The sequence below is a fragment of the Gordonia sp. (in: high G+C Gram-positive bacteria) genome, from assembly GCF_020438995.1.
In the GTDB taxonomy this organism is placed as follows: domain Bacteria; phylum Actinomycetota; class Actinomycetes; order Mycobacteriales; family Mycobacteriaceae; genus Gordonia.
Genome location: NZ_JAGQTN010000305.1, coordinates 1 through 4,936 on the forward strand (window position 1 = coordinate 1; position 4,936 = coordinate 4,936).

The following is a 4,936-nucleotide window of genomic DNA, read 5'->3' on the forward strand; positions in this document are numbered from 1 at the left end:
AGATCTGCGGTTGCCGCAGTCGTCTTCTTTTGATTCACAACCTCAGATCATGGCGCGGCAACCGCCCTGACCAGCGTAAACACACGCGTGATCGTCACCACTCCCGATCTACGGCTGTAGTACTAGGTCGACCAGGCCGATAACCTTGGGCAACTACAGTGTCGCTGAATGAGCCCTGCGCGCCGCGCTCGTCTTGTCAGACCTACCCGATACGCTCCCGCACATGAGAATCAGAGCAATACTCATCGCCGGGACCATCGCCGTCGGCGGGCTGACAGGCGTCGCCGCCGAAGCCCACGCGAGCAAGCCCCGCATCGGCAACTACTGCACGAAAAGTGAAGTGAGCAATATTCAACGAACCGAGAACGGGCACTGGACGGTCTGCGTCTACATGGGATCGGGCGGCGGCTACAAGTGGGTCGCGACCGCCAAGGTCGATCCGGTCGTTCGTAAATTGGGGCAACGTTGCACCGGCAAGTACCCGGTGGCGCGGACGCCGCGCGGCAAGGCTGTGATGTGCGTCCAAGGGAAATGGACCTACGGGCCGTAAACATCACCAACAACTACCTTGCTGTTTGCTCCGAATGGTCGGCGAACCTGACACCGACTGGGACGACCTGCCGGCACCCGTCGACCACCGCCGTGGTCAACCACGCAGGTAGGCTGCCTGACCCGCACTCCACGTAATCGCCGACGAGACTTCGCGCATCAAAACCACGATCTCGTCCATTACGCGTTGATACTCACCCACATCGGGACACGTATGCTCTTTGCCGTGAGCGATCGCGTTGCGCGGGTCGCACAACGACTTATCAATGAGATGCCCTTTGGTGCTGACGAGAGGAATATCGAGATCCAGCTTGCGAAGGATATCTTCGATCACACGAGAACGCAGATTCGATTGCGTATTCACGACATCGTCCGTTCGGACACGCGAAATCCGCGGTTCCGCATCTCCCCGGACCAGCGAAAGGAGGTCTCTGGCCGCTGGAGAATTCGGGTCAGAGATGCTTCGGGACAGTTTTTCCAGCATCAACATCGCCAACCCATCAGACGCCTTCCGAACCGGTATTCGTCGTGCCAGTAGATAATCGAAGTACGCCGACAAGACGTTCTTGCAGTACCCTTCCCAGTGCACATACAGAATGGCTGCGCCAGATCTTCTGAGGGCCCGCGCGAGCGGTGTATCGGGGGTGCGGTCGTGCTTCTCAAGTTCCCCCCTGATTGCATTGAGCTCAACAATTCGCCAAGAGAAGTCGTTGTCAATTCGGTCAGTGAGATCGTCGTAGGTCTGGATCGCCACCGGCTAACCCGGCTTCCGCGAAAAGAACTCCCGCGAGTGGTGCACCATGCGCGGAAAACGGGTCCGCGCACTCACCCCTCCGCCGACGTGGTTTGCGAAACTCGGATCGTTCCATACCTGATGTATTCGTTTCTGCAAAGCCTCGTGGTCACCGCGCCATTCGCGGAGGTTGTATTGCACGCCGGTGGCAATAAACTCGAAAGCCGCATTCGAGAACGGTCCGGTGCGTCGCCCGTCTTCGGTGAGACGTCGAAAGACGTCCTCACCGTCTGCCCGCAGGAGCAGATCGAACACTTCTCGAAATATTCCCGCGTCGGGTAGTGGTCCCACAGTCGCGGTGGCGCGCATCCAATGCGTCAAGAACTGGCCAAAGTCGACTTTGAGATCCTCCTTCGGACCATCATACGCCGCCTGCGCATAGAACCGCAGAACGAGCTCGTTGCGGAAAGACTCGCTCTCCTTGCGCGCCGAAATATTGGTGACAGCTTGGAACGAACGGTCACCAACAAGACTGGAAACCAAGTTGAACATATCTCGGTTGAGCATGATGAGCAGACAATTCCTTGCCTCCTGAGGACTCAGATCCGTCCCGGAATTCAGCCTCTCAAACAGATCATACTTTGCGTTCGGATCCGAAGTCTTCCGAATGATTCTTACTTCAATTTTCGATCGCTTAAAGTCACGTTGAAGTGCCTTGGAAAATCCCGATTCTTCCGATTCCCATCGAACACCTTCAAGAGAAGGCAGATAATCGGTACCCTGAAGAGTCAGACCTTCGTATCTCTGTCCATCTTCGTCCCTGTACTCGCCGACAAACTCCATAATCGTGGATAAGCGCTGAACCCCGTCGATGACGTCCCAGACTCCGTCCTCGCGCTGAGACACGAAAACCGATGGGACCGGGATGTTCAACAGGATGGACTCGATGAGCGCAGACTTCTGGTTCAGACCCCAGCGATACACCCGCTGAAACTCAGGGTGGATATCCAAGTCACCGTCCCGGTAGAGCGAAAGCAACTCTCCGATCGACATCGGATATCCATCGGCGTGAATTTCCTTCGACCGCTCGACAATTTCAGATTCCAAACCCATAAGACCTGCTCCCCTGCCATCGGCATGACGTGCCTTCAACCATACGTGTGTGCCACGACTGTGCACGCACACTCGTGACTCCTGTGGACAAACAGGCCAGCTAACCTTCCGCCGCTTCCTTCCCCTCGGCGGCGGCCTTCTTGCGTTCGATGTCGGCGAGGGCACGTTCGAGTTCGGCGCGCTGGGCGGCGTTCGCGTCCCAGGCATCCTTGCGGTTCTTGACGACCTTGGCCGGGGAGCCGACGGCGATCGCGTAGTCGGGGATTACGCCCCTGACGACGGCGTGTGCACCGAGGACGCAGCCGCGGCCGACGATGGTGTTACGCAGGACCGTCACCTTGGTGGCCACCCAGGTGTCGGGGCCGATGCGCACGGGGCTCTTGACGATGCCCTGGTCCTTGATCGGGGTGTTGATGTCGTCGGTGACGTGGTCGAAGTCGCAGATGTAGCACCAGTCGGCGACCAGCGACGACCCCCCGAACTCGATGTCGAGGTAGGCGTTGACGACGTTGTTGCAGCCGAACACCGCTTTGTCGCCGATGCGCAGGTTGCCCTCGTGGCAGCGGATCGAGTTGCCGTCGCCGATGTGCACCCAGCGGCCGATCTCCATCCGTGACATCTCGGGTGTCGCGTGGATCTCGACGTCTTTGCCGAGGAACACCATGCCGCGCAGCACGACGTGCGGATTGGCCATCCGGAACTTGGCCAGCCGGTAGTAGCGCACCAGGTACCAGGGTGTGTAGGCCTTGTTGCGCAGCACCCAGCGCAGTGAGTCGACGGTCAGGAACCGGGCTTGTGCCGGGTCGCGGCGGCGGCCGGCCTTCCAGCGGGACCGGTAGGACGCATTCCACATGGTGGTCATGAGGACAAACAGTAACGGAGTGCGAAATCGCACACGATAGGCTCTGGAGGTTGGGTGCGCGGCGCACCCGGGTTTCCGAGTACGAATGCGATGGGAGCGGGATGGCTGCACGAGCCGGGGCGAGCGCAGCGACGGGTGATACCGAACGCCGGCGGCGGATCGGAACCGGGTTCGCACTGTTGACGGCAGCGCTCACGCTGGTGGTGTCGGCCTGCTCCGACGGACACACCGATGTCCGATCGGTGTCGGCGTGGGGCTGGTCGAGCTTCGGCGGCAATTCGTTCAACTCCAACTTCGCCGGCCCCCAGATCTCCGACGATCTCGAGTTGCGCTGGTCGCGGCCCACCGGTGGACCCGTTACCGCCCCGTTGTCGATATCGGGCAACGGCAATATCGGGGTCACCGCGACAACGACCAACGGCTGCAACATGTTCGTGTTCGACCCGCGGCAGGGACGCAAGAACTATTGCAAGCGGCTGCAGGACGGTGCCGCCACCAACACGCTGCTGGTGGATCAGTACGACCAGCCGTACATCGGGGAGAAGGGCCTGTTCATCGCGTTCAACGCGGGTGGGGCCATCCGCTGGCGGGTGCCGACGATCGGGGTTCCCCGTTCGGCCAGATTCGCCGATCGCGGCGTCGTGCTGGTGGCCACCACGCAAGGGCAGGTGTTGTTGCTCAATTCGCAGACCGGTGATCTGGTGGCGCCGGAGCTGCGGTTGCGTGAGGACGTCAACCTCGACGATCCCGGTTTCGGTTACGGCGACTGCATCACCGATGGCCCGCAGTGCCCGGTCCCCTCGCCGCCCGCGGTGGATGCGGGCCGCCAGCGGGCCTATCTCAACTTCTGGCCTGCCGGTGAGAGCGCGTCGAAACTGATCGCGCTGGACTACCGAATGCAGGACCGGGAGCGTTCGATCCACCAGGTGTGGTCGGCAGCGATCCCCGGCGGCATGATCGGCCCGCCCACGCTGTCGGCCGACGGAAGCCGCGTCTACGCCGTCTCCAAGCCGGGCACCCTGCTGGCCGTCGACACCACAACCGGCAAGACCGTGTGGACACACAATCTCGGTGAGCACGGATTCGCGACGCTCGCAGTGTCCCCGGGAGGTCTGATCATCCCCACCGGATCGGTCGGTGCTCCCCTGACATTGCTCCGCGACACCGGCAGCGCCGCCGAACAGGTGTGGCAGCGAACCGATCTTGCCGTCGTCAGCCTGTCTACGCTCACCGCGCGGAACACGGCGTGGACGGTGGTCCGTGACGCCGGCAAGGACTCGCTGTCACTGACGGAGGTCTCCACCGCCGACGGTAAGACCCTGCGAACGATCGCGATGCCGGGGTCCAAGGGCTTCGCCACCGGGGTCGCGGTGTCGGCGGCGGGGCAGGTCGCCACGGCCACCCACATCGGCGAGGTGTACCTGTTCGATTCGGCGAGCAACCGCTACTGACAACAGGACCCCCATCGTTTTGATGGGGGTCCTGTATCCGGTTGCTCCGGCTCCGCGGTCAGCTGGAGCTGTGCCGCCCGCCCTCGCTGTTCACTTTGAATTCTGCGGTCGGGCCGTCGACCAGACCCGGGGCAACCGCCCAACTCTGGGTGACCGCATCATCACCGGCATAATCAGCCGACGCCTTACCCAACGGCACAGCAGCCTGAGTCGTAGCCGCCGCCGCAT

At 61.5% G+C, this 4,936-nt stretch carries 5 protein-coding genes; 2 read left to right on the forward strand and 3 right to left on the reverse strand.

Annotated features, from left to right (window positions below):
* The first annotated feature begins 223 nt into the window (after nt 1-223).
* Complete coding sequence (locus tag KDB67_RS21360; protein WP_291020398.1) at nt 224-550, forward strand: hypothetical protein; 327 nt, start codon at nt 224-226, stop codon at nt 548-550.
* A 96-nt stretch (nt 551-646) separates the two neighbouring features.
* Here KDB67_RS21360 and KDB67_RS21365 read toward each other — a convergent pair whose 3' ends face one another.
* From KDB67_RS21365 to KDB67_RS21375, 3 genes are all read right to left on the reverse strand, one after another.
* Entirely contained in the window at nt 647-1,303 is a 657-nt protein-coding gene (locus KDB67_RS21365) for an MAE_28990/MAE_18760 family HEPN-like nuclease (RefSeq protein ID WP_291020400.1), read from the reverse strand.
* 3 nt (nt 1,304-1,306) lie between these two features.
* On the reverse strand, nt 1,307-2,395 hold the full coding sequence (locus KDB67_RS21370; RefSeq protein WP_291020402.1) for a DUF262 domain-containing protein: 1,089 nt from the start codon (nt 2,393-2,395) through the stop codon (nt 1,307-1,309).
* A 100-nt stretch (nt 2,396-2,495) separates the two neighbouring features.
* Nucleotides 2,496-3,257, reverse strand: a complete 762-nt coding sequence (locus KDB67_RS21375; protein WP_291020404.1) for an acyltransferase — start codon at nt 3,255-3,257, stop codon at nt 2,496-2,498.
* A gap of 101 nt (nt 3,258-3,358) precedes the next feature.
* Here KDB67_RS21375 and KDB67_RS21380 point away from each other — a divergent pair, with 101 nt between their 5' ends.
* Nucleotides 3,359-4,708: a PQQ-binding-like beta-propeller repeat protein gene (locus tag KDB67_RS21380; RefSeq protein ID WP_291020406.1), complete on the forward strand. Its 1,350-nt coding sequence runs from the start codon at nt 3,359-3,361 to the stop codon at nt 4,706-4,708.
* Nucleotides 4,709-4,936: the final 228 nt, after the last annotated feature.